This window comes from Kitasatospora sp. NBC_01250 (genome assembly GCF_036226465.1).
In the GTDB taxonomy this organism is placed as follows: Bacteria; Actinomycetota; Actinomycetes; order Streptomycetales; family Streptomycetaceae; genus Kitasatospora.
On sequence record NZ_CP108476.1, the window covers coordinates 3,366,905 to 3,393,835 of the forward strand.

General features: G+C 71.9%; 20 protein-coding genes. 4 read left to right on the forward strand and 16 right to left on the reverse strand.

Annotated features, from left to right (window positions below):
• Nucleotides 1-175: 175 nt before the first annotated feature.
• Nucleotides 176-1,720, forward strand: coding sequence for an MFS transporter (locus OG500_RS13605; RefSeq protein WP_329580088.1), 1,545 nt, complete (start codon nt 176-178; stop codon nt 1,718-1,720).
• Between the two features lie 60 nt (nt 1,721-1,780).
• Here OG500_RS13605 and OG500_RS13610 read toward each other — a convergent pair whose 3' ends face one another.
• From OG500_RS13610 to nrdR, 11 genes are all read right to left on the reverse strand, one after another.
• Entirely contained in the window at nt 1,781-2,737 is a 957-nt protein-coding gene (locus tag OG500_RS13610) for a carbohydrate ABC transporter permease (RefSeq protein ID WP_327066993.1), read from the reverse strand.
• Nucleotides 2,734-3,741 (reverse strand): carbohydrate ABC transporter permease, encoded by a 1,008-nt coding sequence (locus OG500_RS13615; protein ID WP_329580093.1) that lies wholly within the window; start codon nt 3,739-3,741, stop codon nt 2,734-2,736. Before OG500_RS13615 ends, OG500_RS13610 begins: the two co-directional genes overlap by 4 nt.
• Before the next feature lie 133 nt (nt 3,742-3,874).
• The gene (locus OG500_RS13620; protein WP_329580096.1) at nt 3,875-5,254 is read right to left on the reverse strand and encodes an ABC transporter substrate-binding protein; all 1,380 of its coding nucleotides are present in this window, start codon (nt 5,252-5,254) and stop codon (nt 3,875-3,877) included.
• A gap of 340 nt (nt 5,255-5,594) precedes the next feature.
• On the reverse strand, nt 5,595-6,803 hold the full coding sequence (locus tag OG500_RS13625) for a cytochrome P450 family protein (protein ID WP_329580099.1): 1,209 nt from the start codon (nt 6,801-6,803) through the stop codon (nt 5,595-5,597).
• Nucleotides 6,800-8,059, reverse strand: a complete 1,260-nt coding sequence (locus OG500_RS13630; RefSeq protein WP_329580102.1) for a cytochrome P450 — start codon at nt 8,057-8,059, stop codon at nt 6,800-6,802. Before OG500_RS13630 ends, OG500_RS13625 begins: the two co-directional genes overlap by 4 nt.
• Nucleotides 8,056-8,721, reverse strand: coding sequence for a GTP-binding protein (locus OG500_RS13635; protein ID WP_327066998.1), 666 nt, complete (start codon nt 8,719-8,721; stop codon nt 8,056-8,058). The genes OG500_RS13630 and OG500_RS13635 overlap by 4 nt, the downstream gene beginning before the upstream one ends.
• Nucleotides 8,702-9,070, reverse strand: a complete 369-nt coding sequence (locus OG500_RS13640) for a DUF742 domain-containing protein (RefSeq protein WP_327066999.1) — start codon at nt 9,068-9,070, stop codon at nt 8,702-8,704. Before OG500_RS13640 ends, OG500_RS13635 begins: the two co-directional genes overlap by 20 nt.
• Nucleotides 9,067-9,486 carry a roadblock/LC7 domain-containing protein gene (locus OG500_RS13645; protein ID WP_327067000.1) on the reverse strand — a complete coding sequence of 140 codons (420 nt, stop codon included), beginning with the start codon at nt 9,484-9,486 and terminating at the stop codon, nt 9,067-9,069. Before OG500_RS13645 ends, OG500_RS13640 begins: the two co-directional genes overlap by 4 nt.
• Nucleotides 9,486-11,288 carry a sensor histidine kinase gene (locus tag OG500_RS13650; protein ID WP_329580109.1) on the reverse strand — a complete coding sequence of 601 codons (1,803 nt, stop codon included), beginning with the start codon at nt 11,286-11,288 and terminating at the stop codon, nt 9,486-9,488. Before OG500_RS13650 ends, OG500_RS13645 begins: the two co-directional genes overlap by 1 nt.
• 289 nt (nt 11,289-11,577) lie before the next feature.
• On the reverse strand, nt 11,578-14,490 hold the full coding sequence (locus OG500_RS13655) for a vitamin B12-dependent ribonucleotide reductase (RefSeq protein ID WP_329580111.1): 2,913 nt from the start codon (nt 14,488-14,490) through the stop codon (nt 11,578-11,580).
• Nucleotides 14,491-14,678: 188 nt separating this feature from the next.
• Nucleotides 14,679-15,176, reverse strand: coding sequence for a transcriptional regulator NrdR (gene nrdR / locus OG500_RS13660; protein WP_329580115.1), 498 nt, complete (start codon nt 15,174-15,176; stop codon nt 14,679-14,681).
• Between the two features lie 715 nt (nt 15,177-15,891).
• Here nrdR and lexA point away from each other — a divergent pair.
• On the forward strand, nt 15,892-16,599 hold the full coding sequence (gene lexA / locus OG500_RS13665) for a transcriptional repressor LexA (protein WP_327071550.1): 708 nt from the start codon (nt 15,892-15,894) through the stop codon (nt 16,597-16,599).
• A 96-nt stretch (nt 16,600-16,695) separates the two neighbouring features.
• On the opposite strand, the gene OG500_RS13670 is transcribed toward lexA, so the two are convergent.
• From OG500_RS13670 to OG500_RS13690, 5 genes are read right to left on the reverse strand one after another with little or no spacing between them, the layout of a single operon-like run.
• Nucleotides 16,696-18,783 carry an ATP-dependent DNA helicase gene (locus OG500_RS13670; protein ID WP_327067004.1) on the reverse strand — a complete coding sequence of 696 codons (2,088 nt, stop codon included), beginning with the start codon at nt 18,781-18,783 and terminating at the stop codon, nt 16,696-16,698.
• Between the two features lie 13 nt (nt 18,784-18,796).
• Nucleotides 18,797-20,626: an IucA/IucC family protein gene (locus OG500_RS13675; RefSeq protein WP_329580118.1), complete on the reverse strand. Its 1,830-nt coding sequence runs from the start codon at nt 20,624-20,626 to the stop codon at nt 18,797-18,799.
• Nucleotides 20,604-21,971, reverse strand: coding sequence for a lysine N(6)-hydroxylase/L-ornithine N(5)-oxygenase family protein (locus OG500_RS13680; RefSeq protein ID WP_329580122.1), 1,368 nt, complete (start codon nt 21,969-21,971; stop codon nt 20,604-20,606). The genes OG500_RS13675 and OG500_RS13680 overlap by 23 nt, the downstream gene beginning before the upstream one ends.
• Complete coding sequence (locus tag OG500_RS13685) at nt 21,971-22,513, reverse strand: GNAT family N-acetyltransferase (protein ID WP_442789163.1); 543 nt, start codon at nt 22,511-22,513, stop codon at nt 21,971-21,973. Before OG500_RS13685 ends, OG500_RS13680 begins: the two co-directional genes overlap by 1 nt.
• Entirely contained in the window at nt 22,510-24,387 is a 1,878-nt protein-coding gene (locus OG500_RS13690) for an IucA/IucC family protein (RefSeq protein WP_442907034.1), read from the reverse strand. Before OG500_RS13690 ends, OG500_RS13685 begins: the two co-directional genes overlap by 4 nt.
• 224 nt (nt 24,388-24,611) lie before the next feature.
• Here OG500_RS13690 and OG500_RS13695 point away from each other — a divergent pair, with 224 nt between their 5' ends.
• Entirely contained in the window at nt 24,612-25,781 is a 1,170-nt protein-coding gene (locus tag OG500_RS13695; protein WP_329580127.1) for a trypsin-like serine peptidase, read from the forward strand.
• Complete coding sequence (locus OG500_RS13700; protein ID WP_327067009.1) at nt 25,781-26,890, forward strand: trypsin-like serine peptidase; 1,110 nt, start codon at nt 25,781-25,783, stop codon at nt 26,888-26,890. The genes OG500_RS13695 and OG500_RS13700 overlap by 1 nt, the downstream gene beginning before the upstream one ends.
• Nucleotides 26,891-26,931: the final 41 nt, after the last annotated feature.

A 26,931-nucleotide genomic window follows, 5' to 3' on the forward strand; every position in this document is an offset into this window, starting at 1 on the left:
CGCTATGGTTCCACCATAGTGAACGGTAGCGTTCCTTCCCTTGGCGCTGCCGGCCCAGCTCAGCAGCTATGCCCGAACAGCTATGCCCGAACAGCTATGCCTGAACAGCTCTGCCGATCCAGCACGTCAGCGACGCCCTAGCGAGCCTGACACCATCGCCAGCAGGGGGAATCACATGGCTATCTCCGACACGCTCAGCAAGGTCTCACCTCCCACGGCCAGCCGCGGCCAGCACAAGGGCATCGCCCTGACGGTCATCGCGGCCACCCAGCTCATGGTCGTTCTCGACGCGACGATCGTGAACATCGCCCTTCCGCACATCCAGGACGCCCTGAAGTTCTCCACCACCAACCTCTCCTGGGTCATCAATGCCTACACCCTGGCCTTTGGCGGCCTCCTGCTGCTCGGCGGCCGGGCCGGCGACATCCTGGGCCGCCGCCGGGTCTTCATCACCGGCGTGCTGCTCTTCGGTTTCGCCTCCCTGCTCGGCGGCTTCGCACAGAACGGCGACATGCTGCTCGCCTCGCGCGCGCTGCAGGGCATCGGTGGCGCGATCTGCTCCCCCACCGCCTTCGCCCTGATCGCGACCAATTTCGAGGAGGGCCCGGAGCGCAATCGCGCCTTCGGCGTCTTCTCGGCAGTGGCCGGCTCGGGCGCCGCCATCGGCCTGCTGGCCGGCGGGCTGCTGACCCAGTACCTCAACTGGCGCTGGGTGCTCTTCGTCAACGTGCCGATCGCAATCGCCATCGCGCTGGCCGCTCCGCTGTACATCAACGAGTCCGAGCGCCGGAGCGGCCGGTTCGACCTCTCGGGCGCCCTCACCTCGACGCTCGGCCTGGTCGGTCTGGTCTACGGCTTCATCCGAGCCGCCTCCGACGGATGGAGCGACACCGGCACCCTGGTCTCGTTCGTCGTCGGGGCGGTCCTACTGGCCGGCTTCGTCGTCATCGAGCGGCGTACGGACCAGCCGATCACCCCGCTGCACTTGTTCGCCGACCGCAACCGCACCGGCGGCCTGGTGATGATGCTCTGCCTGGCCGCGGCGATGTTCGGGATCTTCTTCTACATCACGATCTTCGTCCAACGTGTCCTCGGCTACGGCCCGCTGAAGGCCGGCGTGGCCTTCCTGCCGATCAGTGTCGCGATCATCATCTCCGCCCAGCTGGCCTCTCGCTTTCAAGCCCGGTTCGGCGCCAAACCGTTCATGCTCGGCGGTTCGCTCCTGGTCACCGGCGGCCTGACCTGGCTCACCCAGACGAGCGCGACCAGCGGCTACATCGACGGAGTGCTCGGCCCCACGGTGCTGTTCGGCCTGGGCATGGGACTGATCTTCGTACCGGTGATGCTGCTCTCGGTCGCCGGCATCGCGGCCCACGAGACCGGAGCCGCCTCCGGCCTGCTCAACTCGATGCAGCAGATCGGTGGATCGCTCGGCCTGTCGATTCTCACCACCGTCTTCGCCCGCGCATCCACACGTAAGGGCACAGCGCTCTTCCCGGACTTCCGGGCACACGCGACCGGCCCGCAGCTGGCCGAGTTCGGCACGACCAAGCAGTTCCCGGTCGGCACCAGCTGGGCGAACGAAGTCCTGGCGTACGGCATTTCACACGCCTTCGTGGTCGGCGCCGCGATGTCCGGCGTGGCCCTGCTGATAGCCGCCGTGGTCATCAAGGCCAAGCCGGGCGACCTCCCGACCGAGGCGGTGGGGATGGGCCTCTGAAGCAGACAGCCGAGGGGTTGAGCTCCCGGCGCCGCCCGGGGAGCTCAACCCCACACCGGCTCAGCCCTTGACCGACCCCGCCAGCAGCCCGCGCACGAAGTACCGCTGCAGGCCGAAGAAGACCAACAGCGGAATGATGATCGACAGGAACGCCCCGGCCGTCAGCAGCTCCCAGCGGCCACCGAAGGAGCCGGCGAGCTGGGCCAGCCGGACCGTCATCGGCGCCACATCGGGGGTGCCGCCGGCGAAGGTCAGTGCCACCAGGAGGTCGTTCCAGACCCAGAGGAACTGAAAGATCGCGAAGGAGGCGAGGGCCGGCGCGCAGAGCGGCAGCACGATGGACCGGAAGATCTTGAAGTGCGAGGCACCGTCGACCACCGCGGCCTCCATCAGATCCCGGGGCAGCTGGGCGATGAAGTTGTGCAGCAGGAAGGTGGCCAGCGGCAGCGCGAACATGGTGTGCGCCAGCCAGACCGGGGCGTAGGTACCGCTCAGGTTGAACTGCGGGATGATCGTCACCCCGCCCAGGTGGGCACCGCCCGAGAAGAGTTGAAGTAGCGGGATCAACGCCATCTGCAGTGGCACCACCTGCAGGGCGAAGATCAGAAAGAACAGCGTGTCGCTTCCCCGGAAGCGCACCCAGGCCAGCGCGTAGGCGGCCATCGCCGCCAGTACCAGAGGGAAGATCGTCGCCGGAACGCTGATCGCCAGCGAGTTGACCATGTAGGGCATCAAGCCGCCGCTGACGCCGAACCCACCGTCGAAGAGGACGGTGTGGTAGTTGGAGAGGATCAGATGCGGATGGGCGAAGACGGACCACCAACCACTGTCGGCGACATCCTGCTTGGGGCGCAGAGAGGTGGCCAGGAGCCCGACGGTGGGGATCGTCCACAGGATCGTGACCACGATGACGAAGAAGGAGCCGAGCGGGCTGCTGAAGGATTTCCGGATGGCCTTGGCGGCAGGCAGCGGAGCGGTACCGGAAGTCGCTGCCTGATCTGGCGTCTGACTGCTCATCGGGTGGCCCGCTCCTTGCGCAGCTGGACGATGTTGTAGCCGACCAGCGGCAGCACCGCGAGGAAGAGGATCACTGCGAGCGCGCTCCCCCGGCCGACGTTGAACTGCACGAAGGACTGCGAGTACATCTCGTTCGCCAGCACCTGGGTGCCGAAGTTGCCGCCGGTCATGGTGCGGACGATGTCGAAGGCCTTCAGCGTGACGATCATGACGGTGGTCAGGACGACGACCAGGGTGGTGCGGATCATCGGCACCGTGACGTACCAGAAGAGCCGCAGGCCGCTGGCACCGTCGAGCCGGGCGGCCTCGGTGACTTCGTCCGGGATCGCCTTGATCGCCGCCGAGAGGACCACCATCGCGAAGCCGGTCTGGACCCAGACCATGACCACCATGAGCAGGAAGTTGTTCAGCGGATGGGACAGGATCCAGTTCGGTGGGCTCTTCCACCCGAGCCAGACGGCCAGTTGGCTGAGCAGACCGGTCTGGCGCTGTGCGGAGTCGCGGGTGTCATAGACGAACTTCCAGATGATGCTCGCGCCGACCAGTGAGATCGCCATCGGCATGAAGATCAGCGACTTGTAGAGCGCCTGCCAGCGCATCCGATCCACCAGCAGGGCCAGCGCAAGCCCGAGGCCGGTGGCTGCCAGCGGGGCGATGACCAGCCAGAGCAAGGTGTTGAGCAGCACCTGATGGATCGACTGGTCGGTCAGCGCCCAGCTGTAGTTCTTGACGCCGAGGAACCTGCTGCTGTCGTCGTTGCGGAAGCTCAGATAGATCGTCCGGATCAACGGCACCACCAGTCCGACCAGGAGCAGCAGCACTGCTGGTCCCAGGAAGATCAGGAGGGCCAGCGGGCGGCCGAATCGCCCGGTCGCCCGCCCGGCCGCGAAGAAGATCACCAGCAGGATGCCGAGGAAGCCGGCTATCGCTCCGAAGCTGTTTCCCAGCTTGATCGCGGCGTCGCTCCACGCCGAGTCGGCGAATTGAGCACTGGTCACAGGCATGCGAGCGGTGTCCTTCCGACGAGCGGGGTCCTCCCGTTACCGGTCGGCGAGCCAGTCGATCAGCCGGTCGACCAGCCGATCGACGGACTGATCGACCGGCTGGTCCACTAAGCGGCTGACCGACCGGCGGCGCCTACTGCGGCCAGGCGGCGTCGATGTCCGAAGCCACCTGCTTGATCGGCTTGCCCTCCGCGAACCAGGCCGTGAACGCCGTCCACTCCGCGCCGGAGCCGACTGCCGCGGGCATCATGTCCGAGGCGTCGAAGCGGAAGGTGGCCGTCGGGTCCGTCAGCGCATCAGCCGACAGCTTGTCGATCGGGTCGGTGTAGAGGCTCTTGTCCACGCCCCGGTTCGCCGAGACCCAACCGGGGGCGACCTTCACCCGGCTGGTGGCCCAGTCCGCCGTGGAGAGGTAGTTCTGCACCGCCTGCACCTCGGGCCGGCTGGAGAAGGCGGTGACGAACTCGCCGCCGCCCTCGACCGGCCGGGGGATCGAGGCGCTGGTCTGCGGCAGCTCGAAGGCGTAGACGTCGCCGTCCGGGGCGACCTTGGTGCCCTGCGGCCACTGCGCCTCGTAGAACGAGGCCTGCTGGAGCATCCAGCACTTGCCCGTGAGGATCGGCGCACCCGCGTCCTGGAACGTGGTGGTGGCGATCGACTTCACGTCCCCGATCCCACCGTTGACCCAGGCCGGGTTCTGCATCCAGTTCGCCACCGTCTGCATGGAGTTGATGATCGGCGGGTCGCTGAACTTGACCTTGTGGCTCACCCACTGGTCGTACACGTCACCGCCCTGGCTGCCGAGCACGACCTCCTCCAGCCAGTCGGTGGCCGGCCAGCCGGTCGCGGTGCCGGAACCGATGCCGCCGCACCAGGGCTTGCTCGCGTTGGCGCCCGCCTTGGCGATCTTGTCGCTGAGCGACATCAGCTCGTCCCAGGTCTTCGGCACGGTGTAGCCCGCCTGCTGGAACGCCTTGGGCGAGTACCAGACGAGCGACTTCATGTTGGCGCTCATCGGCGCCGCGTAGAAGGTCCCGTTGACCGAACCGTAGGTCTTCCAGACCGGGTTCCACTGGTTCTCGTTCGTCACGGTCTGGGCCGGCGGCTTGACGACCTTTCCGGTCTTGACCATCTGGGCCAGCAGACCGGGCTGCGGGATGACCGCGAGGTCCGGCGCGTTGCCCCCGCTGACCCGGACCGGCAGTTGGGACTCGAAGTCGTTGGAGCCCTCGTAGGAGATCTTGATCCCGGTACAAGAACTGAACTCGGCCCAGGACTTCTCCAGCGAGTCCGACTCCGGGCTCAGGATCGAGGCGAACATCGTCACCTTGGTCCCGGCGTGCCCGGCGTAGGGCTGGTACTTGGCACAGGCGCCCGACAGCGGCGGCCCCGAACTGGCATTGTTCCCACCGCCCCCGGAACTGTTGGAGCAGGCAGCCGTCAGAGCGAGTCCCAGCAGCGCCGGAGCCACCAGGAGTCGATGTCGAAGCCGGGCACTCATCGTGATGTTCAAAGCGTTCTCCTGCGGCCTGAGACGAACCACATGACACTGCGCTGAACCGAAGGTCGAGGAAAGGGCCGCGGCGGTACTGGCCTCGGCCGAGTCGACGGCAACTGGCTTGAAGACGTTAACCCACCTATCACCCCGCGCCAAGGGAGCGTTCAGCTTTCACCGGCGCGACTTCACCTTCTGACGCCGGCCGGACAGCCCGCCGGCTGCGCCGGCACCGCCACCGGTCCGTGCCCGCGCATATCTACCCGTCCTAGGCCTGAAAACGCCAAGGGTGCGAGAAGTCCGAGAGATCGACTTCTCGCACCCAAGCAGAGTCAGCACAGCGGGCTCTGACCTGCTGTCAGCCCCTCAGCAGCACCGGCAGCTCGCGCAGGCTGTTCACCACGATCGAAGCACCCGGCCGCAGTTCGGCATCCGGCACCGCCAGCGCCAGATCGGGAAAGCGCTCGAAGAGCGCGGGCAGCGCCACCTGCGCCTCCAGGCGGGCCAGCGGCGAGCCGGGGCAGACGTGCGGCCCGTGCCCGAAGGACAGGTGCCGGCTCGCCTCCCGGGTGACGTCGAACAGTTCGGCGCTGTCCCCGTGCTGCAGCGGATCGCGCCCGATCGCGTTGTACGAGATCAGCACCGGCTCTCCGGCCGGCACCACGACCCCGTCCACCGCGATGTCCTGCGTCGCGTACCGGAACAGGAAGTTGCTGGTCGGCGGCGTCCAGCGGAGCGACTCCTCCACCACCGCACCCCAGCCCACCGCCCCCGAGCGGACCAGCGCCAGCTGCTCCGGGTGCCCCAGCAGGGCGCGCACCGCGTTGGTGATCAGGTTGACCGTGGTCTCGTGCCCGGCCGCGATGATCACCCGCAGCGTCGCAGCCGCCTCGGCGTCCGTCAGTTCGCTGCCCTCGACATCGGCGGCCAGCAGCGCGCTGGTCAGATCGTCCCCGGGCGCCGCCCGCCGCTGCCGCACCAGGTCGTTGACGAAGGCGTTCAGCGCCGCGATGACGACCTGGATCCCCTCCGGATCCGGCACGCTGCTGAAGAACCGCTCGTAGAGCTCGCGCAGATACCCGTGGTCGGCCGGGTCGACGCCGAGCAGCGTGCCGATCACCGTCATCGGCAGCGGAAAGGCGAAGGCCGACTTCAGGTCGACCGCCGGCTCCCCCGCCGCCAGGCCGTCCAGCAACTCGGCCGTCAGCCGTTCCACCTGGGGCCGCATCAGTTCGACCCGCCGCGGGGTGAAGGCCTGTGCCACCAAAGCGCGCAGCCGCCGGTGCTGCTCGCCGTCCGCGGTCACCATGCTCGGTCCCGGCACCGCCAGGCCGATCAGCGGCCAGTCGCCCGGTATCTCCCCGCGCTGGTAGGCCGCCCAGTGCCGGGCGTCCTTGACCAGCCGGGAATCGGTCAGCAGCGCCCGGGCCGCCGCATGCCGCGCCACTGCCCAGGCCCGCACACCCCCCGGCAGCTCCACCCGCACCACCGCCCCTGCGGCGCGCAGCACCGCCCCCTCCCCCGCGTTGTCACGCGCCAGCGGGTCGAGCGCCACCAAGCTGGTCATCCGAATGCTCCTCCGGTCGTCGTCGACGGCGTGAACCCGACGGGCAGCGCCACCAGGGCCCGCACCCAGGCCGAGGGCCGCCAGACGAGCGCGTGCTCGGCGACCGCGAGCCGCAGGTCCGGCAGCCGGTCCAGCAGCACCTCGACCGCCGTCGCGGCGATCACCTCGGCCGCCTCCTGCGCCGGGAACGGGCAGCGGTGTTCGCCGTGCGAGAAGCTCAGGTGCGCCCGGTTGCCCTCGGCCGCCTCCCCGGTGGGCTGGCGCACGGCCGGGTCCGCGTTGGCCCCCGCGAGCCCGAGCAGCACCAGATCACCGGCCGCGATCCGCTGCCCGCCCAGCTGGGTGTCCCGCACCGCCCAGCGGCCGGCGAAGATCTGGGTGGGCGTGTCCTCCCACAGCGCCTCGCCGAGCGCCTGCCCCACGCTGCGCCGACCCCCCACGAGCGAGGCCGCGAACCGGTCGTCGGTCAGCATCAGCCGCAGCGCGTTGGCGATCCAGTACGCGGTGGGCTGGTGGCCGGCGGCCAGCAGCACCCGCAGGTCGCGCACCACCTCGTCGTCGCTCAGCCCGGCCGGGTGGACCAACAACCGGGAGGTGAGGTCCGCCCCGGGCTCGGCCCGCTTGGCCTCGACCAGCTCCAGCATCACCGTCAGCAGCCGCTGCGAGGCCTGCTGCGCGTCGGGTCCGCCGTCCAGCATCGCCAGCAGGTTCTCGATCAGCACCGGCACCTGGGCGTCGTCCAGGCCGAGCAGCCAGCAGAGCACCAGCAGCGGCATCCGGTGCGCGTACTCGGCGACCAGGTCCGCCTCCCCGCGCCCGGCGAAGGAGTCGATCAGCCGGTCGGCGATCCGCTCGCAGTACTTCTTCAGCTCGTACGGGTCGACCGCGGCCAGGGTGTCGGTGATCGCCGAGGAGCGGCGCTGGTGCTCGGTGCCCTCGGTGTAGAGGATCGACGGCACCGGGGTCATCATCGGGCGCAGCGGCCAGTCGGCCGGGATCCGGGGCCAGGCGTTCCATCGGCTGGAGTCGCGGCCGAACAGCTTGGGCTGGCTGGTCACCAGCTGGAGTTCGCGGTAGCCGATCACCAGCCACGCCGGTACCCCGCCGGCCAGTTCGACCGGCGCGACCGGTCCGTGCGCGGCCCGCAGCTCGCGGTAGACCTGGGTCGGGTCGGTCTGGAACCGCGGCCCGTACAGCGGCGCGGCGGCGCGGTGCGCGGGGCAGCCGGGCGGCGGGGTGGGCACCGACTCGGTCACGAGTGGCTCTCCTCTTCTGCGGGCTCGCGGTGCGCTGCCGCCCGCTCGTGGATTCCGGCTTCGGTACGCGCGTAGAGATGGCTCACCAGCTCGATCAGCACCTGCTTGCCGGACGCGCGCTCGCGTGCGTCGCAGTCCAGCAGCGGCACCTGCGGCGACAGGTCCAGCGCCGCGCGGACCTGCTCCAGCGAGTGGGTGGGCGGCCCGAAGAGGTTGCGCGCCACCACGAACGGCGTCCCGTGGTGCTCCAGCCGGTCGATCGCGTACCAGGAGTCGGCCAGCCGTCGTTCGTCGACCAGCACCACCGCGCCGAGCGCACCGCTGAACAACCGGTCCCACAGGAACCAGAAGCGCTCCTGCCCGGGCGCACCGAACAGGTAGAGCACGCTCTCGGGCGACAGGGTGATCCGGCCGAAGTCGAAGGCCACCGTGGTGGCGCGCTTGTCCCGCACCGCGGAGGGGTCGTCGATGCCGATCCCGGCCCGGGTCATGATCTCCTCGGTGGCCAGCGGCCGGATCTCGCTCACCGACCCCACCAGGGTGGTCTTGCCGACGCCGAACCCGCCGACCACCACGATCTTCCAGGCGTTGTCGGCGGTGCTCCGCAGCGGGATGCGCGGGGGCGGCGTGCGGGCCCCGGCCTCAGAGCCGTTGGAGTCCATGCAGCACCTGCTTCAACGTGTCGAGATCGGGCAACTGGGCCTGGGCGGGGCTGAACCGCGGGTGCCGGGCGGTGATCCGCCCGGCTTCCAGCAGATCGCCGAGCAGGATCTTCACCACGCTGATCGGCAGCTTCAGCTCGGCCGCCACCTCCACCACCGCGGTCGGCCGCTCGCACAGGCGCAGGATCCGGGCGTGCTCGGACTGCATGCCGGGGGTCGGCGCCCGCTCGGTGACGATCAGGGTCACCACGTCGAAGGCGTGCGAACCGGGCCGGCTGCGCCCCTGGGTCACCGTGTACAGCCGGTCCGGGCCGTCGTCGAGGCCGCCCGGCCGCAGGGGCGGCCTCACGCGCCCGCGGTGGTGTCGTTCCCGCGCGGCGGCGCGCTCAGGAACTCGCCGATCTGCTCGACCAGGCCATGCATGTTGTGGCCGACCACGCCCACGTCCGAGCTCTCCTCGGTGACCACCGCCAGGTGCGCGCCGTGGCCGGTCTCCACGATGCACAGGATGCCGCCGTGGAACTCGGTCATCGACTGCCGGACCCCGCCGCTGCCGTCGCCGAACTCGATCGAGGCGCCGTGCGCCAGGCTCTGGATGCCGGAGGCTATCGCGGCCAGCTGGTCGGCCTGATCGGCACTCAGGCCGGAGCTGTGGCAGAGCTTCAGGCCGTCCGCCGAGAGCACCAGGGCGTACCGGGAGCCGGGCGTGTTGGCCAGCAGGTTCTCCAACAGCCAGTCGAGGTCGCGGTCGGTCGAGCTGGTCATCAGGTGTTGTCCTCCACCGTGTTCGGGATGTGCGCGGGTGATGCGTGGTCGGGCGACGCGGGAGCGTCCGCCGCCGGGGTGGTGCGCGGCACCGCAGGCGTGCTCGGTGCGGCCGGCCGCGCCCCCAGGGCGGCCTGGCGGAAGGCGCCGAACCGGCCGGCGGTGGCCACCGCCCCCGCCTCGTCCGCCCCGCCGTCCGCCCTCCGGTCCGCCGTCCGGTCGGTCGGCCCGGCGGTCCGGACGGGCAGCCGGGCGGGCCCCCGGACCACCGTGGGTGCCACGCCGCCGGCCGCCGCCAGCGTCTGACCGCGCCGCCGCCGGGGCAGGCCGTCCGCCCCGCCGAGGGCGGCCGGTGTCTTCGGTGCTGTGGAGGAGGACGAGGCGGACGGGGACGCCGGTTCCACCGCGCCCCCCGCCCCCGCGGAACGCGGCAGCGCCGGCACCGCCGAGACGGCCGGTGCGGTCGGCCGGGCCCCGGCCGGCGGCCTCGCCTCCTCGGCGCGCTCCGGCTCCGGCTCCGCCTCCCGCTCCTGGTGGGTGATCAGCTGCTCGGGCAGCAGGACCACCACCCCCGTGCCGCCGCGCGAGGACGGCCGGAAGGAGATCGCCAGCCCGTGCTTGCGTGCCAGCGCGCCCACCACCGCGAAACCGAGCCGGGTCCCCGCCGAGAGCGTGGTCAGGTCCAGCGGCTCCCCCGAGACCGCCTGCTCGGCCCGCCGCAGCCAGACCTCGGAGAGCCCGAGCCCGCCGTCCTCCACGGTGACCGCGAGCCCCGCGTGCAGCTCCTCGACGTAGACGTGCACCTCGGCCGGCGGCGCCGAGAAGTTGGCGGCGTTGTCCATCAGCTCGGCCAGCACGTGCATCACGCCCTCGGCCGCGTAGCCGGCCACGGCCGCGCCGCTCGCCGAGTGCAGCCGCACCCGCTGGTAGCCGTTGATCCGCCCGAGCGCCCCGCGCAGAACGCTCTCCACCGGGATCGGCCGGCTCCACCGCCGGCCACTGCGGGCACCGGTCAGCACGGCGATGCTGTCGGCCATCCGGCCGGCCTGCGCGGTGCTGTGGTCGAGCCGGAGCAGGTCGCCGAGCACCTCCTCGCCGTGCCGGTGCTCCATCTCGCGCAGTTCCGCGTGCATGCTGGTGGCCAGTGCCTGGACCCGGCCGGCCGCCGTCGCACAGACCGCCAGGGCCGCGGCGCGCTGGCGCTCGCCGTACCCGATCTCCTTGGCGAGCAGCGCGAGCAGGCCTTCGTGCGCGGTGTGCCGATGGGCCACCAGGACGGTCTCCACCGAAGCCCCGGCGCGCAGTCGGCGCACCACCTCCGGGATGCTCTGCTCGGCCAGCCGCGCGAGCTCCTCCCGCTCGTCGTCGGCCGCGGCCCGGGCGGCAGCCGCCTCGCTGCGCGCCTCGATGGCCTCGGCACGAGCGGCGAGCATCTCGGCCCTGGCCGCCTCCGCCTCGCGCTGCGCCGCCGCGGCGTGCGCCCGGGCGGCCCGCGCCTCGGCCATCGCCACCGCGGTGGCCGCCTCCGCCCGCAGCACCGCGGCCAGCGCGGCCTCGCCCTTGGTGCGGACGGTGGCCAGTCCGACCGCCAGCCGCCTGGCCCGGCGCCACTGCAACAGGACCGCGCCGACCGTCAGGCACCACACCGCCGCCGCCAGCGAGGACCAGAGGCCGACCGCCAGGCCGTTCCCGGCCTGCGCACTGCTGACGGCCGCGACTACCGCGGCGCCGGCCACGACCACTGCCACCAGGGCGGTGGCCAGCGCGGCCGGTTTACCGGACTGGCGGGAGCGTGCGGTCATGGCGCGGTTCCTCGGCGGGCGTCGGAGGCAGGGCAGGCGAGCGCGCACCGGCCTCCGGCAGCAGCTGGAGACCCATGATCAGTTCACGCGGTCAACAAATCATAACGACTCAGATAAGCCGATCGACCGGCTAGTTGACGTGATGTCTATGTATCGACACGACCACTGAGCGCAGTCGGCGCACCACCGGGCCCGGCGGCGCTCGGACAGCGCAAAAGGCCGGGGCGGGGAGGCCGGTTGTCACCGACCTCCCCGCCCCGGCCCGCTCAACGCGGCCGCGCGCCCGCCGTCAGCTGCAGCCGCTGGTGGAGCCGCAGCCCTCGCAGAGGTAGCAGCTGCCCGCGCGGCGCATCTTGGTGCCGCAGGAGAAGCAGAGCGGGGCGTCCGCGTTCAGGCCGAGCTGGATCTCCAGCAGCTCGGTCGAGTTGTGCGGAGCCTTGGCGGCGGCCACGGGGGCGGGGGCGGCGGCGGGGGCGGGGGCCGGCGCCTCCGGCTTCGCGGCGGCCGGCTCGACGGCCCGCGGAGCGGACTGGGCCAGGCCCGTGACGTCCACGTCCTCCTCGAGCGGCTCGTAGGAGCCGGTCTCCAGGTGGCGCTGGCGCTCCTCGACGGAGTGGATGCCGAGCGCCGAGCGGGTCTCGAACGGCAGGAAGTCGAGCGCCAGGCGGCGGAAGATGTAGTCGACGATCGACTGCGCCATCCGCACGTCCGGGTCGTCGGTCAGACCGGCCGGCTCGAAGCGCATGTTGGTGAACTTCGAGACGTAGGTCTCCAGCGGCACGCCGTACTGCATGCCGACCGAGACGGCGATCGAGAAGGCGTCCATCATGCCCGCGAGGGTCGAGCCCTGCTTGGACATCTTCAGGAAGACCTCGCCCAGGCCGTCGTCCGGGTAGGAGTTGGCGGTCATGTAGCCCTCGGCGCCACCCACGGTGAAGGAGGTGGTGATGCCGGGACGGCCCTTGGGCAGGCGCTTGCGGACCGGGCGGTACTCGATGACCTTCTCCACGACCTGCTCCGCCGGCTGCGGGGCCGCGGCCGGCTCGACCGCGGCCGGGGCCTTGGTCTTGGCCGAGAGCGGCTGGCCGACCTTGCAGTTGTCGCGGTAGATCGCCAGCGCCTTGACGCCGAGCTTCCACGCCTCGAAGTAGATCTCCTCGACCTCTTCGACGGTGGCGTCCTGCGGCATGTTGACCGTCTTGGAGATCGCACCGGAGATCCACGGCTGGATCGCGGACATCATTCGCACGTGGCCCATCGGCGAGATGGAGCGCTCGCCCATCGCGCAGTCGAAGACCTCGTAGTGCTCGGCCTTCAGGCCGGGGGCGTCGATCACGTTGCCGTGCTCGGCGATGTGGGCGACGATCGCCTCCACCGACTCACCGTGGTAGCCCAGGCGCGTCAGCGCCCGCGGCACGGTGTTGTTGACGATCTGCATCGAGCCGCCGCCGACCAGCTTCTTGAACTTGACCAGCGCCAGGTCCGGCTCCACACCGGTGGTGTCGCAGTCCATCATCAGGCCGATGGTGCCGGTGGGGGCGAGCACCGAGGCCTGGGCGTTGCGGAAGCCGTTGCGCGCACCCAGGCGAAGCACGTCCTGCCAGGTCTCGGTGGCCGCGGCCCAGACCGGGGCGTCCAGGTCGTCCACCGCGACGGCGGCGCTGCTGGCGTCCGCGTGCTGCTTCATGACCCGCTGGTGCGGGGCCGCGTTGCGGGCGTAGCCGTCGTACGCGCCGACCACGCCGGCGAGCTCGGCGCCGCGGCGGTAGGCGGTGCCGGTCATCAGCGAGGTGATCGCACCGGCCAGCGCACGGCCACCGTTCGAGTCGTAGGCGTGGCCGGTGGCCATCAGCAGGGCGCCGAGGTTGGCGTAGCCGATGCCCAGCTGGCGGTAGGCGCGGGTGGTCTCGCCGATCTTCTCGGTGGGGAAGTCGGCGAAGCAGATCGAGATGTCCATCGCGGTGATGACCAGCTCGACCACCTTGGCGAAGTTCTCCGCGTCGAACGTGTCGTCGTCGCGCAGGAACTTCATCAGGTTCAGCGAGGCGAGGTTGCAGCTGGAGTTGTCCAGGTGCATGTACTCGGAGCACGGGTTGGAGGCGTTGATCCGGCCCGACTCGGGGCAGGTGTGCCAGTGGTTGATGGTCGAGTCGTACTGGATGCCCGGGTCGGCGCAGGCCCAGGCGGCCTCGGCCATCTTGCGGAACAGCTTCTTGGCGTCGACGGTCTCGATGACCTCGCCGGTCATCCGCGCCCGCAGGCCGAACTCGCCGCCGTTCTCGACCGCCGTCATGAACTCGTCGGAGACCCGGACCGAGTTGTTGGCGTTCTGGTACTGCACGGAGGTGATGTCGTCCCCGCCGAGGTCCATGTCGAACCCGGCGTCGCGCAGCGCGCGGATCTTCTCCTCCTCCTTCACCTTGGTCTCGATGAAGGCCTCGACGTCGGGGTGGTCGACGTCCAGCACGACCATCTTGGCCGCGCGGCGGGTGGCGCCACCGGACTTGATGGTGCCGGCGGAGGCGTCGGCGCCGCGCATGAAGGAGACCGGGCCGGAGGCGTTGCCGCCGGAGGAGAGCAGCTCCTTGGAGGAGCGGATCCGGGAGAGGTTCAGGCCGGCGCCGGAGCCGCCCTTGAAGATCATCCCCTCTTCCTTGTACCAGTCGAGGATCGAGTCCATGGAGTCGTCGACGGCCAGGATGAAGCAGGCGCTGACCTGCTGGGGCTGCTTGGTGCCGACGTTGAACCAGACCGGCGAGTTGAAGCTGAAGACCTGGTGGAGGAGGGCGTGGGTCAGCTCGTGCTCGAAGACCTCGGCGTCGGCGGGCGAGGCGAAGTAGCCGTTCTTCTCACCGGCGGCGCGGTAGGTGAGCACCACGCGGTCGATGATCTGCTTGAGGCTCCACTCGCGCTGCTCGGTGCCGACCGCACCGCGGAAGTACTTGCTGGTGACGATGTTGACCGCGTTGACCGACCAGAAGTCGGGGAACTCGACGCCGCGCTGCTCGAAGTTGATCGAGCCGTCCCGCCAGTTGGTCATGACGACGTCGCGCCGCTCCCAGCTGACCTCGTCATAGGGGTGGACCCCGGGAGTGGTGTAGATGCGCTCGATCCGCAGCCCGCCCTTGGACGCCTTGCCGGCACCCTTCGCGGCCTTGTCGGACTTCGACCCGCGTGCGGAACCGCTCGTCGTGTCTGTCACTTCGTACTCCTCCTCCTGGGCAAAACGCCCCGAACACCCCAATTGTCGCCTCTGGGGTATCGCTGCTTCGCTTCTCCTGGTGTGCGGGCAGGCAGCCGGGAACACCGACCGCTTCGCACGGTTTGTGTGGGTTTGCACCCTGTTTTCAGGCATGCCTCGGCCAAGGGAGGCCAAGGCTGCGTGGCGCCCTAGGGCGCGGCGACGGAGACGACGGCGGCGTCGTCCTCCGACGCGGTGGGAGGCTCAGCGCCACGCAACTCGGCGATGGCGGCCTCGAAGTCTGCAAGTCCGTCGTAGGCCTGGTAGACCGACGCGAATCGAAGGTACGCGACGACGTCCAGATCCTTGAGCGGACCGAGTATGGCCAATCCCACATCGTGGGTGGAGAGTTCCGCGCTGCCACTGGCCCGCACGCACTCCTCGACCCGCTGGCCGAGCAGCGCGAGGGCGTCCTCGGTGACCGGCCGGCCCTGACAGGCCTTGCGGACTCCGGAGATCACCTTCTCCCGGCTGAACGGCTCGGTCACCCCGCTGCGCTTGATCACCATCAGCGTGGCGGTCTCCACCGTGGTGAAGCGCCGACTGCAGTCCGGGCACTGGCGGCGACGGCGGATCGAGCTGCCGTCCTCGGTGGTCCGACTGTCGACCACACGGCTGTCGGAGTGCCGGCAGAAGGGGCAGTGCACGGGTTGACTCCCTTCCTGGCTGGACTGGCGGGCGAGCGGCCTCCAGTCTAGGCGACGCCCACCATGATCGACTACCGGGGGACCACAACCTGTGGGCCACGAGCACCTATGTAACCACTAGATCTAGGTGAACATGCCGCTCGGACACGCCGGATCCGGGTAGCCTCGGGCTCACCGCGCGCAATCGGCGCTGGTCAGTCGCCGAGCCTCACCCGGACAGCCGAGCAGACGATTTCAGCCGATTGCCGCCGATCACGACCCGGCCCCCGCCCCGCCCGGAACCGCCCCTTAGAATTGGCATCGATCGAACATTTACTCGACATACACCGAATGCCTTGATCAAGTCAGCCAACTCCCCGATAATTCACTCGAACGTGTGTTTGGCGCAACCTTTCGATAGGTGCTGCCGTTGGGCTGGGCAGGCAAGGGAGTACGCCCGACGAGAGGGGCCGCCGTGAGCACCGTTCAGACCAGCAGCACCAGTTCCAGCGCCGTTGCCGGCGCCTTCCAGACGCCCGTGAACACCGTCGCCGACACCCGCGGTATCCCGGTGCAGGACCGCGCCCAGCACCTGCTGGGGCGCACCGCCGTGGACCAGCAGAGCTTGGACCAGAGCATGGATCGCACCGACACCCACCAGACTCCGTCCGGAGGAGCCCCCGGCCTCGGCCCCGCCCCGGGCTACCTCCCCGACCAGGGCGTCGAGCACGCCTCGGTGCAGGACGTCCCACTGGGCCTGCCGAACGGCCAGCTGCGCTCCCTGCCCGGCCGTCCCCCCGGCATCCGCACCGACGAGGCCGGGCTCACCGAGCGCCAGCGCCGGGTGATCGACGTCATCCGGGACTCCGTGCAGCGCCGCGGCTACCCGCCGAGCATGCGCGAGATCGGCCAAGCCGTCGGCCTCTCCTCCACCTCCTCGGTCGCCCATCAGCTGATGGCACTGGAGCGTAAGGGCTTCCTGCGGCGCGACCCGCACCGCCCGCGGGCCTACGAGGTGCGCGGCGTCGAGGTGACCCGGCCGAACACCGCCGAGGCGGCCGGTCGGCCCGCCACCTCCTACGTCCCGCTGGTCGGCCGGATCGCCGCCGGCGGCCCGATCCTGGCCGAGCAGACGGTCGAGGACGTCTTCCCGCTGCCCCGCCAACTGGTCGGCGAGGGCGAGCTGTTCGCACTCACCGTACGCGGCGACTCGATGATCGAGGCGGCCATCTGCGACGGCGACTGGGTCACCGTGCGCCGCCAGCCGGTCGCGGAGAACGGCGACATCGTGGCGGCGATGATCGACGGCGAGGCCACCGTCAAGCGCCTCAAGCGCGAGGACGGCCGGATCTGGCTGCTGCCGCACAACCCTGCCTACGAGCCCATCCCCGGTGACAACGCGACCATCCTCGGCAAGGTCGTCGCGGTGCTGCGCAGGCTCTGATCGCGCCGCCGGTCGCCTTGGGGCCCCGCACTGGGTGACAGTGCGGGGCCCCAAGGCGTTCGTCGATCGCGCCGGGCGCCGGGCGGACGGCCTGCGTCAGCCGCGCGGGGCGACCGGCCGCACCGGCGGCGCGCTCTGCGCGATCGCCGCCAGCGAGCGGCGCACCTGGTTGCGGTCGGTGGTGTACCAGAAGTCCGGCATCGAGGCCCGGAAGAAGCCGCCGTACCGCGCCGTCGCCAGCCGCGGGTCCAGCACCGCCACCACGCCCCGGTCGTCGGCCGCCCGCACCAGCCGGCCCGCGCCCTGCGCCATCAGCAGCGCGGCGTGCGTGGCGGCCACCGCCATGAAGCCGTTGCCGCCGGCCTCCTCGACCGCCTTCTGCCGCGCGCTCATCAGCGGGTCGTCCGGGCGCGGGAACGGGATCCGGTCCATCACCACCAGCTGGCAGGCGGAGCCGGGCACGTCCACCCCCTGCCAGAGCGACAGGGTGCCGAACAGGCAGGTCTCCGAGTCGCTCGCGAACGCCCTGATGAGCTCGCCCAGGGTGTCCTCGCCCTGCAGCAGGATCGGCACGTCCAGGCGCTCGCGCAGCTGCTCGGCCGCCGTCTGGGCGGCCCGCATCGAGGAGAACAGGCCCAGCGTGCGCCCGCCGGCCGCACCGATCAGCTCGGCCAGCTCGTCCAGCATCTGCGGCCGCTCCGGCTCCCGGCCCGGCGGCGGCAGGTGCTTGGCGACGTAGAGGATGCCCTGCTTGGGGTAGGAGAACGGCGAACCGACGTCCAGCCCGCGCCAGTACGGCGGCGCGTCCTCGCCCTGCTCGCGCTCCGGCTCCTCGGCCGTGCGCTCCTGCGGCAGCCGGCCCTCCCCCGGCAGGCCCACCGAGGCGGCCACGCCGTTGAAGTCGCCGCCCAGCTTGAGGGTGGCCGAGGTGAGCACCACCGAGCGCTCCTTGTAGAGGTTCTCCCGCAGCAGCCCGGAGACGCTCATCGGCGCCACCCGCAGCGAGGCCGGGACCAAGCCGTAGCGGTCGTTGCGCTCGATCCAGACCACGTCGTAGGGCGACTCGGAGAGCAGCCGCTCGGTGGTGTCGTGCAGCGTCTCGGCGGCGGCCATCGCCTGCTTGCGCACCGCGTCCTCGTCGGACAGGCCCTTGTCCCGGGTCTCGCCGAGCGAGGTGATCACCTGGCGGCTGGCGTCCCGGATCGCGGCCACCGCGTAGCCGAGGTACTCGGGCAGCTCGTCGACCTTGCCGGGCTGGGCCGTCTCCATCAGGCCGTGGTAGCTCTCGGCCGCGGCCTGCAGCGCGTCCACCGCCTTCTCGTTGGCCAGCCGGGCGGCGCGCTTGACCGCCCGGTTGACCGCGCCGACGGTCAGCTCGGCGGTGGCCGCGCCGGTCACCCGGTTCACCAGCTCGTGCGCCTCGTCGATGATCAGGAGCTCATGCTCGGGCAGCACCGGGGCGCCCTCGATCGCGTCGATGGCGAGCAGCGCGTGGTTGGTGACCACCACGTCGGCGAGCTTGGCGCGCTCGCGCGCCTTCTCGGCGAAGCACTCCTGGCCGTAGGCGCAGCGGCTGGCACCCAGGCACTCGCGGGAGTTGACGGAGAGTTGGGCCCAGGCCTTGTCGGAGACACCCGGGGTCAGGTCGTCCCGGTCGCCGGTCTCGGTCTCGTCCGCCCACTCGCGCAGTCGCAGCACGTCCTGGCCGAGCTTGCCGCTCGGACCGCCCAGCGCCTCGACCGGGTCGAACAGCCCCTCGCCCTCGTCGCTCGGGGTGCCCTCGTTGGCCCGGTGCAGGCAGAGGTAGTTGGAGCGGCCCTTGAGCATCGCGAACAGCGGGCGGCGCCGCAGGATCGGGTGCAGCGCCTCCACGGTGCGCGGCAAGTCCCGCTCCACCAGCTGGCGTTGCAGGGCGAGCGTGGCGGTGGCCACCACCACGCGGTCGCCGTGCGCGAGGGCCGGGACCAGGTAGGCGAGGGACTTGCCGGTGCCGGTGCCGGCCTGCACGAGCAGGTGCTCGGCGCCGTCGACCGCTTCGGCGACGGCCTCGGCCATCCGGATCTGCCCGGGTCGCTCGACGCCGCCGACCGCGGTCACGGCGGCGTGCAGCAGCTCGGGAATGCGGCCGGTCGCCGCGGGAGCGCCGGAGTCCGGCAGCAGCTGGGGTGCGGAGTCGTTCGTCATGACGCTCCCCAGCCTACGGGGCCGGACTGACAACGCGGTCCCGTGGAGCGGGCAGACCGGCCGGCCGGACCGCCAGCGGGTTCGCCACCTGTCCGTGGACCGCCGCGTGCGGGCGCTCGGGCCGGTCCCGGTAGCCGTCCAGCAGCAGCCGGTTGCGGTTCAGGCAGAGCCGGTCGATGGCCGGGGTGAGCAGGTCGAAGAGTGCGAACCGCTCGGCCAGCTCGGGGAACCGTGCCTGGTAGGCGAGGATCTCGGCCTGCAGCAGCCCCCAGAACTCCGGCTCGGGCAGCTGGAGCCCCTCCTCCAGCAGCGGGGCGAGGTAGCGGTAGACGCCGATGAACAGGCCCGCGTGCAGGAACTGGCACAGCTTCGCCGGCGGCTCGCGCAGCAGCACCCCGGCGACCTCGGGCGGCAGCCCGCGCAGCTCGGGCAGGTCCTGGTCGCTGAGGTTGACGTCGTCCACGAAGTCCTTGATCGCCAGGCGGACCGGCACGTCCCGGGCGTCGAAGATCAGGATCGCGTTCTCGCCGTGCGGCGAGAAGACGGTGCCGTAGCGGTACAGGAAGTGCAGCAGCGGCGGCAGCATCACGCCGAACAGCCGGGCCGTCCAGTCCCGCGCCGACAGCCCCGAGCGGGTGATCAGCTCGGTCGCCAGCGCCCGCCCGTCCGCCCCGGTCTGCAGCAGGGCGGCCAGGGTGCGCCCGCGCTCCCCGGCCCGCAGCCGGCTGCCGAGCGGCTCGCGCCAGATCGCGCCCAGCAGCTCCTTGTACTGGTAGGGCGCCTCGGGCAGCCGCGCGTAGTAGGGGTGCTCGATAGTGACCGAGGCGACCTCGCCGAGCAGCACCACCGCGCACTCCTCGCGCAGGAAGGCGTCCTGGTCGCGGACCGCGTGGATCCAGGCGGTGACGGCGGGCGCGGCCAGCGTCCGCTCGGTCGGCAGCCCGCGCCAGACCAGCGTGTTGAGCACCGAGAGCGGCAGCTTCACGGTGTGCCGGTGCGGGCTGGTGACGTTGAAGAACGAGCGGATGGACTGCTGGGGCAGCCGCAGGTCCCGGTCGGCGGGCAGCGGCACGATCCGCCCCTCGGCCACCCAGGGCGCGAAGAGCGGCAGCACCGTCTCGTCCCACTGCCAGGGGTGCACCGGCAGCAGCAGGTAGGCCGCGGGGTCCAGGCCGCGCCCGGCCAGCAGCAGCCGGTAGCCGGCCAGCACCTCGGGGTCCAGCTCGGTGCGGTAGAGCGCCTCGGCCTCGGCCAGCGCTCCGGTGCCCCGGTACTCGGCCAGGTCGCGGTGGACGGCCAGCCAGCCCAGCGGCTGGAGCATCCGGGCCTCGGGCGTCCAGGCCACGCTGTCGGAGGCGGCGAAGCCGAGCCGGCCCTTGTTCAGCACCAGCCACGGGTGCCCGCTCTGGTAGCCCTCCAGCGTGGTGTGGTCCAGCTCGGCCAGCTCGGCCGCGCTCAGCGCGCCGGCGGCCAGCCGGACGTCCGCCAGCAGCGTGGCGGTCAGCTCCCGGACCAGGTGGCCGACGGTGTCCCCGGAGAGGCCGAGTAAGCGGCGGGCCGCGAGCAGGAACTCGAACGGGTCGTCGGCGGGCGCTCCGTCGGCGCTGACCGAGTCCGGGTCGACCCGCCAGCTGCCGTACGCCCCGCGCCGCGCGGTGAAGCGGTACTCGGGGCCCTCGGGCAGCGGGAGCCGGTAGCCGCCGGGGACCGGCTCGGGGTGCAGCAGCTCCTCGTACGCGAACTCCCCGAGCAGCTTGGCCAGCAGGGCGCGGCAGGCCTGCCGCCAGCGCGGCCGGGTCAGCGGACCGACGGCGGACGGGTCAACGACGGGCGGACGGGGCACGGTTCCACTCCTCGGGGAAGGCGACCCCCTGGGCGGGCAGGGTGGCCGGGGCGAAGCTGGTCCAAGCGGTCCGGGCGGGCAGCCGGTGCACCCGGCGCCCGGTGAGCGCGTTGAGGATCACGGCCGCGCGGTGGGCGCCGAGGCCGAGGTCGGGGGCGCCGACGCCGTGGGTGTGCAGCTCGGCGTTCTGCACATACAGACCGCCGGTCAACTCGGGCACGGTGGCCACCCGGTGGTCCAGGTCGACCCGGAACCGGCCCTGCTCGTCCCAGTCGATCAGCTCGGCCAACGGCGTGAGGGCGGCCGGAGGAGCCGCCCGGTAGCCGGTGGCCAGCACCACCGCATCGGTGCGCACCACCCGGGCGGCCCCGGAGTCGCGGTGCAGGCAGCGCAGTTCCAGACCGCCGCACGGCCCCGGCAGCGCCTCGGTCACCGCGGTGCCGGGGATGATCTCGGCCGCCGCCGCCCCGAGCGGCAGGCCGATGGTCCGCTCGTAGAGCAGGTCGTGGATCTCGGCCAGGGTCTCGGCGCTGGCCGCCTTGTGCAGCTGCCACTGCTCGGCCACCAGGCGGTCGCGGACCGGCTCGGGCAGCGCGTGGAAGTAGCGGGTGTAGTCGGGGGTGAAGTGCTCCAGGCCGAGCTTGGAGTACTCCATCGGCGCCAGCGCCCGGCTCCGGGTCAGCCAGCGCAGCCGGGTGCCGTCGCCCTCCCTGGCGCGCAGCAGGTCCAGGAAGACCTCGGCGCCGGACTGCCCCGAGCCCACCACGGTGATGTCCCGGGCGCCGGCCAGCGCGCCGCGGCGCTCCAGGTACTCGCCGGAGTGGAAGACCGTCGGCCGCCCCGCCAGCGCGTCGAAGGCGGCCGGACGCACCGGCTCGGTCCCCACCCCGAGCACCAGGTTGCGGGCCTGCACGCTCCAGTCGCCCGCGGGCGAGCGCAGCGTGGCGCGGAACGCCTGCCCGGTCCAGTGCACCTGGGTGACCTCGGTGCCGAACTGGCAGGCGGCCAGGTGCTCGGCGGCCCAGCGGCAGTAGTGGTCGTACTCGCGCCGCGGCAGCTGGAAACGCTCGGCGAAGTAGAACGGGAAGAGCCGCTCGTGCACCCGCAGGTAGTTCAGGAAGGACCACGGGTTGGTCGGGTCCACCAGCGAGACCAGGTCGGCCAGGAACGGCACCTGCATCCTGGCCCCCGCCACCAGCATGCCCGGGTGCCAGCGGAACTCCGGCTTCCGGTCGCAGAAGAGCGCGCGCAGCCCCGGCACCTGGTCGGCCAACGCGGCCAGCGCCAGGTTGAACGGACCGATGCCGACGCCGAGCAGGTCGTATCCGCTGTCCTGGCGGTCCATCAGGTGTCCCTCGTACTCGGGGCGCTCGGGCGCTCACGCATCATCAGCGCCGCGCGCTTGTCGGGCAGGTCGATCTCGCCGGCGTGCTGGAAGCCGGCCCGGGCGAAGGCCCGCACCGACGGCGTGTTGCGCACGTCCGGTTCGGCCACCACCCGCGGGCTGGTGCGCAGCAGGTGCTCGGCCATCGCGCTGAGCAGGACGGTCCCCAGGCCCCGGCCGCGGCTCTCGCGCGGTCCCAGCAGCAGGTGCAGGCCGATGTCGCCGGGGTCCGCCGGGTAGTAGCCGGCCAGCCGGTCCTGTTCGACCCGATAGACCTCCCAGTAGCTCACCGGCACGCCGTTCAGCAGGCCGAGCTGCGGCACGCTGTGGCTGTCCGCGACCAGTTGGGCACTCACGTGCCGCTCGGTGACCTCCGGCGGTCCGGCCAGCTCCCAGAAGGCGTCCACCACCGGGTCGTTCATCCAGGCGGTGATCAGCGGCAGGTCCCCGGGCCGCACGATGCGCAGCCGCAACTCCCCGGCCCGGGTGGTCAGCGCGGTCATCCCGCCACCACCGGATTGGGGACGGTGACGTACACGGACTGCGTCTCCACCGGTCCGACCAGCTCGTCCAGGCCGTGCAGCCGGGTCAGCAGGTTGGCCTTGCAGCGCAGGCTCGGCGCGTGCAGCAGATGGGCCGGCAGGGTGGAGCCGGTGGCCCGGGCGGCGGGGCCGGCCAGGAACCGGCGCAGCGCCGCGATCAGCACCCGCTCGTCCGCCAGCCGCTGCGAGCCGAACGCGCCGATCAGGCCCAGGATATGATTGATCCCCAGGTAGTAGGCGAACCGCTCGTCGGCGACCGCGTCCTCGACGAAGGTGTCGCTCTCCTTCCCGAGGCCCGGCAGCCGGCGCTCCAGCCGGGCGGCGTGCGAGACCCGGAAGTAGTAGCCCTGGTTGTCGCGGTACCGGCCGCCGGTGGGCCAGCCGTCGGCGTCCAGCAGGACCAGGCTGTTCTGCTGGTGGGCCTCCAGCGCGATCCCGGCCTGCCCGTCCAGCCAGAGCACCGGCAGCACCACCGCGTCCAGGTAGCGCAGGAACCATTCGGCGGCCACCGTCGGCAACGGCCGCCCGCACCGGCGGGCCAGCGCGCGCAGCAGGTCGCCCAGTTCGGAGGGCACACCGCGGGCGGGTTCACCCAGTGGCCGCTCGGCGACCAGGCCGGCCACGCAGAGCGCCCGGTCCCCGGTGGCGAACGGCTGGCAGCGCAGCACCGTGTCCAGCCCGCTGGGCTCGCCGGGGTCGGCGCCGGGCAGGTCCACGCCGATCCAGGCCGGATCGCGCACGATGTCGAAGCCCGGGTGCGCCGCCCGCCACTCGGCGCCCAGGCCGGCCTCCAGCAGCCGGTGCGCCTCCAGGCCCCGGCGCAGCTCCTTGCGCAGGTTCTCCCGCCGCGAGTTGGTGATCCGCAGGCCGAGCGAGAGCTTCAGCATCCACGGCGTGCCGGGCCGGCAGACGGTGCGCACCGAGGAGGTCGGGTACCAGGGGTCGCCGTGCCGGCCGAGGTCGTGCAGCGCGCCCTCGGCCAGCAGCCGGGCGATCCCCGGTCGGCGCTCCAACTCCTGCGCCTGCCAGGGGTGCAGCGGCAGTGCGGCGGTGCCGGGCGGCAGCAGCCGCGGGGCGTCGAGCAGTCCGGCCGTCAGCTGCTCGGCGCTGACCGGCAGCGCCGAGTCGGCGGCCAGCAGCTCGCGGTCCACCGCGTACCAGTGCAACGCGAACGAGCCGCGCAGCTCGGGCGAGTAGGCGGCGCTCTGGGCCGGCCCGAGCCCGTCGCGGCTCTTGGGCGTGGGGTGCAGCGGGTGGCCGAGCAGCAGGGCCTGCTCGCCGCGCAGGAAGACGCTCTCCGGTCCCGCATCGGGGTGGCTGCGACGGTGCAGCAGCAGGTCGGCGGTGCGCCGCACCGAGTCGGCGACCCGGCCCGCCAGGTCGGCGATCTGCTCGGGGTCGGGGTGGCCGGTGGCCGAACGGGCCAGCAGCGCCGCGGCGGTGACCGCGTCCAGCGGGGTGCCGCCCACCGGCTCGCAGCTGTCGCCCGCCCCCGGTGCCAGCACCGCCGGGCCGAACCGGTGCCAGCCGCACGGCGACCAGTGGCGCACCGGCGCCAGCAGGTGGGCCGCCCCGTCCAGCACCGGGATCCGCAGCAGGCCGTCCTGGCCGGGGCCGGCTCCGGTCTCCCGGCACCAGCAGCGCAGCAACGCCTCCACGCCAGCCTGCTCGGCCGCGACCGCGGGATCCTGGTGCAGCAGCGGATCGGACTCGGCGGACTGGTCCAGCTGGCGGGGGACGGTGGCCGGGGCTCCGGTCAGGGCGGTGCTCAAGGCAGCTCCTCGGTGCGCATGGGGAGGGCACCGCCGGCGTGTGGCCACCCCGGCGGGGGGCATCCGATCGGTCCAACGAGCGGGTCGCCCGCCAATCACGGCCTGGCCGCCACGAGTCGGGGACACCGGGTCGCCGGTCCTGGGTCCGCGATCCGGTGACCGGCCGTCAACCCCGGGTGCCAAGGGCCGCGCCACCGCCGTCCGCGCCGCATGGCAGACTCCTCTGATGCCCGATGGCGGCCTGCTGAACGCCGTCGCGAGACATTCCGCATGGGGGAACCGAACAGATGTCACTGACAGAGCGCCACCGTCCCGGCACCGGACCGCGGCTCCGGCGCGCCACGACCACCGCGGCAGCCGCCGCGCTGACCCTCTTCGCCGCCACCGCCTGCGGATCGAGCGGCAGTTCACCGAAGGCGGCCCCGAGCGCGCCCGCCCCGGCCCCGGCCACGGCCAGCGTCGCGAGCGCGAGCCCGAGCGGCCTGCTGGGCAGCCTGCCCAGCCTGTCCGACCTGAAGAAGTGGAACGCCCACGACTGGGACACCTGGGCCAAGCAGCAGCATGTGCTCACCCAGGCGGTCAAGGGCTTCTGGGACCTGCAGAAGATGCTCCAGGCCAAGCCCGCCGACCCCGTCGCCCCGCCGCAGCAGCCCACCGACGGCGGCAACGACCCGCTGCCCAGCGCGATCCAGGCCCAGGCGATAGCCCACCCGTACAGCCAGAACCCGGTGGACGGCAAGGTCTTCTTCGACATCGGCCCCGACAAGCACGCCGTCTGCTCGGCCACCGTCATCTCCGACCCGCAGCACCCGGGCAAGAGCAACCTGATCTGGACCGCCGGGCACTGCCTGACCAGCGGCAAGACCGGCCAGCAGTACAGCAACATCGCCTTCGTACCGGCCTTCAACAGCTCCGGCGAGGTCAGCCACGGCCGACAGCCCACCGACAAGAGCCAGTTCGCGCCGTTCGGCGTCTGGGACGTCAGCGCCGCGATCACCTCGCCGCAGTGGACGGCCGAGGGCGGCGAGACCGGCAGCGCGGCCAGCCAGTACGACTTCGCCATCATGAAGGTGGCCAACCCGGACGGCAACGGCAAGTCGCTGGAGGAGACGGTCGGCGGCTCGGTGCCGGTCTGGTTCAACGCCCCGCGCGACCAGCTGAAGATCACCGCGGTCGGCTACCCCTCGGCCGCGCCCTTCGACGGCATGGAGATGGAGCGCTGCAACGGCGGCCAGCCCTCCCGGCTCTCCTTCGACGCCTCCCGCCCGGCGATGGAGGTGATCGGCTGCACCATGACGGCCGGCTCCAGCGGCGGCGGCTGGTTCGCGGTCAAGGACGGCAAGCCCGCGCTGGTCAGCAACACCTCGATCGGCCCGGAGGAGAGCGGCTGGCTGGCCGGTCCCTACCTGGACGACGTGGCGAAGAGCGCGCTGGACTACATCAGCAAGAAGAACTGATGGGCGGGCACCCGATGGCCCGGGCCCCGCTCGGCGCGGCGCTGGCCGTCGCCCTGACCCTGGTCGCCGGCTGCGGCAGCGGCCCCGAGCACCGCGCTGACCTGCGCAACCTGCGCAGCTGGAGCGCCGCCGACTGGTCCCGCTGGGCCCACCAGCACCTGTTGAAGAACGAGATCGCCAAGGACCTCTGGTCGCCGGCCGCCATGAAGGAGGCCACCCCGGCCGACCGGGCCGCCCCGACCCCGCCGCCGCTCCCCTCCCCGCAGCCTGCGGCCTCGGCCCCCACCGGCACGGCGAGCGCCCAGGACACCCAGAACGACCCGCTGCCCGCGCCCGTGCAGGCACAGGCCGAGCAGCACCCCTACCCGGCCCCGCTCGCGGTCTTCGGCAAGCTCTTCGCCAAGAGCCCGCAGGGCACCTACGTCTGCTCCGGCACGGTGGTGAGCGACCCGCAGCACCCGGGCAAGAGCAACCTGGTGTGGACCGCCGGGCACTGCCTGCACGGCGGCAAGGGCGCCGACTGGCTGAAGAACATCGCCTTCGTCCCGGACTACAACAGCTCGGGCGCGGCCAGCGACGGCCGGCAGGCCACCTTGGCCGAGGTCGCGCCGTACGGCCGCTGGTGGGCGAACTACGCCATGGTCTCGCCGCAGTGGATGGCGGAGGGCGGGGACTCGGGCGGCTCGGTCAACCAGTACGACTCGGGGATCATCCGGGTGACCGACCCGGACCTGCCCGGGAAGTCCCTGGAGGAGGAGGTCGGCGGCTCGGTGCCGATCTGGTTCGACGCCCCGCGCGCGCAACTGGCCGCGGTGACCGCCTACGGGTTCCCGGCCACCAAGCCGTTCGACGGCCAGGAGCTGGACTCCTGCGCCGGTGGCCGCCCGAGCCGGCTCTCCTACGATCCGTCCCGGCCCACCATGCTGACCATCGGCTGCACCATGACCGGCGGGGCCAGCGGCGGCGGCTGGCTGGCGACCGGCCCCGACGGCCGGCCGGCGCTGGTGAGCAACACCTCGATCGGGCCCAGCCCGGCGGCCTGGGTGGCCGGTCCGGAGCTGGACGACGAGGCGCGGCAGATGTTCACCACCATGACCCAGCTCGGCTGAGACGGGTCGCGGCAGCGCGAAGGGCCCCGGAGATCCGGGGC